Annotated in this window: 1 protein-coding gene; it reads right to left on the reverse strand. The window is 70.5% G+C overall.

The window, feature by feature from the left end:
* Positions 1-4,403 (reverse strand): type I polyketide synthase (locus tag OO69_RS47910; RefSeq protein ID WP_033287355.1); only part of this gene is annotated, 4,403 nt, incomplete at both ends.

Consider the following 4,403-nt stretch of genomic DNA (forward strand, 5'->3'; position numbering starts at 1 on the left):
CGTCACCGGCGATGACCACCGACGTCGGCCCGTTGACCGCCGCGACCTCAACCCGGCCCGCCCAGCGCTCCAAACGCTCCACGACGTCGGCCTCCGCCAACGCCACCGAGGCCATACCCCCACGACCCGCGAGACTCCCGGCGATCACCTGACTGCGCACCGCCACGATCCGGGCAGCGTCCTCCAGCGACAACGCACCCGACACGCACGCAGCGGCAATCTCACCCTGGGAATGGCCGACCACCGCGTCGGGAACCACACCTACCGACGCCCACACAGCCGCCAAACCCACCATCACCGCGAAACTGGCCGGCTGCAACACATCGACCCGCTCCAGGAGTTCGACCGGAGCGTCTCCCCTCAGCACATCCACGAGCGACCAGTCGACCCAACGCTCCAGCACCGCAGCGCACTCCGCGACCCGCTCCGCGAACACCGGGGAGGAATCCAGGAGTTCACGACCCATACCAACCCACTGCGAACCCTGCCCCGGGAAGACGAGCACCGTCCGACCCGCACCCACCGCACTGCCACCACCGGTGACAACCAGAGGACTTGACTCGCCCCGCGCCAATGCACGCAGCCCCGCCAACGCCTCCTCCCGCGAACCAGCCGCCACCACCGCCCGCTCAGACAACACCGCCCGCCGCGAAGCGAGCGCTGTCGCGATCTCCGGCAGGGCCGTACCGTCCTCGGCCTCGATGAAAGACACCAGCCGCTCGGCCTGACCCGCCAACGCACCGGCGCTCCGCGCCGACACCACCAGCGGCGCCATGCCTTCGGCCGGGACCGACGTCGGCTCGGACTGCTCCTCCGGTGCCTGCTCCAGGATCAGGTGGGCGTTCGTCCCGCTGAGCCCGAAGGACGAGACGCCCGCCCGGCGCGGCCTGCCCGTGGCCGGCCACTCCCGCGCCTCCGTCAACAACTCCACCGCACCCGCCGACCAGTCCACCTGCGGTGTCGGCTCCTCGACATGCAGCGTGGGCGGCAGCACGCCGTGCCGCAGCGCCTCCACCATCTTGATCACACCGGCCACACCGGCCGCGGCCTGGGTGTGACCGAAGTTCGACTTGACGGAGCCCAGCCACAGCGGACTCTCCGGATCCCGGTCCCGGCCGTACGTGGCGAGCAGGGCCTGCGCCTCGATGGGATCGCCGAGCACCGTGCCCGTGCCATGCGCCTCCACCGCGTCCACCTCGGCCGCCGACAGGCCGGCCGACGCGAGGGCCTTGCGGATGACGCGCTGCTGGGAGGGGCCGTTGGGCGCCGTCAGACCGTTGGACGCGCCGTCCTGGTTGACTGCCGAACCCCGTACGACCGCGAGCACTTGGTGGCCGTTGCGGCGCGCCTCCGACAGCCGCTCCAGGACCACGACGCCCACGCCCTCGGCCCAGCCCGTACCGTCGGCGGTCGAGGAGAAGGGCTTGCACCGGCCGTCGGCAGCGAGTGCCTTCTGCCGCGAGAACTCGACGAACGTGTGCGGAGTCGCCATCACGGTCGCACCGCTGGCCACGGCAAGCGTGCATTCGCCCTGGCGCAGCGACTGCGCGGCCAGGTGCATGGCCACGAGTGAGGACGAGCAGGCCGTGTCGACGGTCACCGCCGGGCCCTCGAACCCGAACACGTACGAGATGCGGCCCGAGGCCACGCTCATCGCGGAGCCGGTTGCCGTGAAGCCGCTCAGTTCCGGCGCGATGACGCCGCCGATGCCGTATCCCTGGTTCATGACGCCGGAGAAGACCCCGACCTCCCGGCCCTTGAACGCCGCCGGGTCGATGCCGGCCCGCTCCAGGGCCTCCCACGAGGTCTCCAGCAACAGCCGCTGCTGCGGGTCCATGGCAAGGGCCTCGCGCGGCGAGATCCCGAAGAAGCTGGCGTCGAACTGCCCCGCTCCGTAGAGGAATCCGCCTTGGTCGACGTACGACGTACCGGCCCGCTCCGGGTCCGAGTCGAACAGGTCCTCGACGTCCCAGCCGCGGTCCTCCGGGAAGCCGGAGATCGCGTCCCGGCCCTCCGACACCAGCCGCCACAGGTCGTCCGGGGTCACGACTCCGCCGGGCAGGCGGCATGCCATGCCGACGATGGCGATGGGTTCGTCGGGGTTGACCGCCGGTCCCACGGTGACGGCCGCGGCGCCGGCCACCGTGTCGCCGAGTTCCTCGGCCAGGTGGCGGGCGAGCGCCAGCGGGGTCGGGTAGTCGAAGACGACGGTGGCGGTCAGCTTGAGGCCGGTGGCCTCGCGGAGGCGGTTACGCAGTTCGACCGACGTGAGCGAGTCGAAGCCGGCTTCCTTGAACGCCGTCTCCGCTCCTACGTTCGCGACCCCCGTGTGGCCGAGGACGTTCGCCACATGGCCGCGGACCAGGTCGAGCAGCAGCGCCTCCTGCTCGTCGGGCGCGAGCCCGATGAGCCGGGCGGCGAGCCCTCCACCGCTCTTCCCTGCCGCCGCGCGTGCCTGGCGTCGGCCGGTGTGCACCAGTCCGCGCAGCAGGGTCGGGACACCACGGCCCGCCGCCGCGTCGGCGCGGAACGCCCGCAGGTCCAGCTTGATCGGCACCGCCAAGGCAGTGGGGTTCCGCAGGGCCGCGTCGAACAACCGCATGCCCTCGGCGGGAGCGATGGCCAGCCAGCCACCACGGCTCATACGTGCCTGGTCGGCTGCGTCCAGATGCGCGGTCATGCCGCTGGTCTGCTCCCACAGACCCCAGGCGAGTGAGGTGCCCGGCAGGCCCGCCGCCCGGCGCCGATGGGCCACCGCGTCCACGTAGGCATTCGCCGCCGCGTAGTTACCCTGCCCCGCCGACCCGAACAGACCCGACGCGGAAGAGAACACCGCGAACATCGACAGGTCCATGTCGCGGGTCAGCTCGTCCAGATGACGTACAGCCGCCACCTTCGGCCCGAACACATACGCCAACCGTTCCGGCGTCAGCGCCCCGATCACGCCGTCGTCCAACACACCGGCCGTGTGCACAACCCCGGTCAGTGGGTGCTGCACCGACACAGAACCCAGGAGCGCGGCCACCGCATCCCGGTCGGCGACATCACACGCCGCCACCCGCACCGACTCCGCGCCCAACTCCCGCAGCTCAGAGACCAGTTCCGTCGCGCCCTCGGCCTCCGGACCACGCCGACTCGCCAACACCAGATGCCGGACGCCGTATTCGGTGACGAGGTGCCGGGCCATCACAGCACCCAGCGACCCCGTGCCGCCGGTCACCAGCACCGTCCCCTCCGCATCGAGGGGTGTCGGAACGCTCAGCACTATCTTGCCGATGTGCTGGGCCTGGCTCATGTAACGGAAGGCGTCCGGTGCACTGCGCACGTCCCATGCGGTACGCGGGAGCGGAGTAAGTTCTCCGGCTTCGAACAGTCCCATCAATTCGGTGAGCATCTGCTGGATGCGGTCAGGACCGGCCTCAATCAGATCGAACGCCTGGTAGGCGACCCCCGGGTAAGTCCCGGCGACGGTGTCGGCATCCCGGATATCGGTTTTGCCCATCTCGATGAACCTGCCGCCGCGGGGCAGCAGCCGCAGCGAGGCGTCCACGAGTTCTCCGGCCAGGCAGTCCAGAACCACATCCATTCCGGCACCCGAGGTCCCGCTCAGGAAGTGTTCCTCGAACTCGGCCGTCCGCGAGGAGGCAATGTATGTGTCTTCGAAACCCAGTTCCCGCAACACCGCCCACTTGCCGGGGCTCGCCGTACCGAACACCGTGGCCCCCAGGTGCCGGGCTATCTGCGTCGCGGCCATGCCCACACCACCGGCGGCAGCGTGGATCAGCACCGACTCGCCCGCCCGCAGGCCGCCGAGATCACGCAGCCCGTAATAGGCGGTGAGGAACGCTACGGGGACCGATGCCGCCTGCTGGAACGACCACCCCTCGGGTATCGGGACGATGTACCGCCGGTCGGTGACAGCGATCGATCCGAACCCGACGCTCGTCAGGCCCATCACCCGGTCGCCGACGGCCAGATCCGTCACACCCTCGCCGACCTCCAGCACGACCCCAGCGCCTTCGCCACCCAGCTCGGCCGCACCCGGGTACATGCCCAACGCGATCAGAACATCGCGGAAGTTGATGCCCAACGCCCGCAGGCCAACACGAACTTGACCCGCGGCCAAGGGCGCCGCAGCACCGGGCTCAGGCAGCAGGGCAACCTTGTCGAGCGTGCCACCGCCTGTAGCGCCCAACCGCCACTCAGGCGCCTCTTCGGGTACCTGCAAGATCCGCTCACTGGCATGGACGAACCGGGGCACGGACAACGTCGTGCCGCGGACGGCGAGTTGCGGTTCACCGATGGCGAGGGCCCGGCCCAGGACCGTGGTGAACGGGTCGTCAGCGGCCGGGTCCAGGTCGAGCAGGACGATCCGGTCAGGGTTCTCGGCCTGGGCCGTGCGG

Source organism: Streptomyces sp. NRRL F-525, assembly GCF_000716605.1.
Lineage (GTDB): Bacteria > Actinomycetota > Actinomycetes > Streptomycetales > Streptomycetaceae > Streptomyces.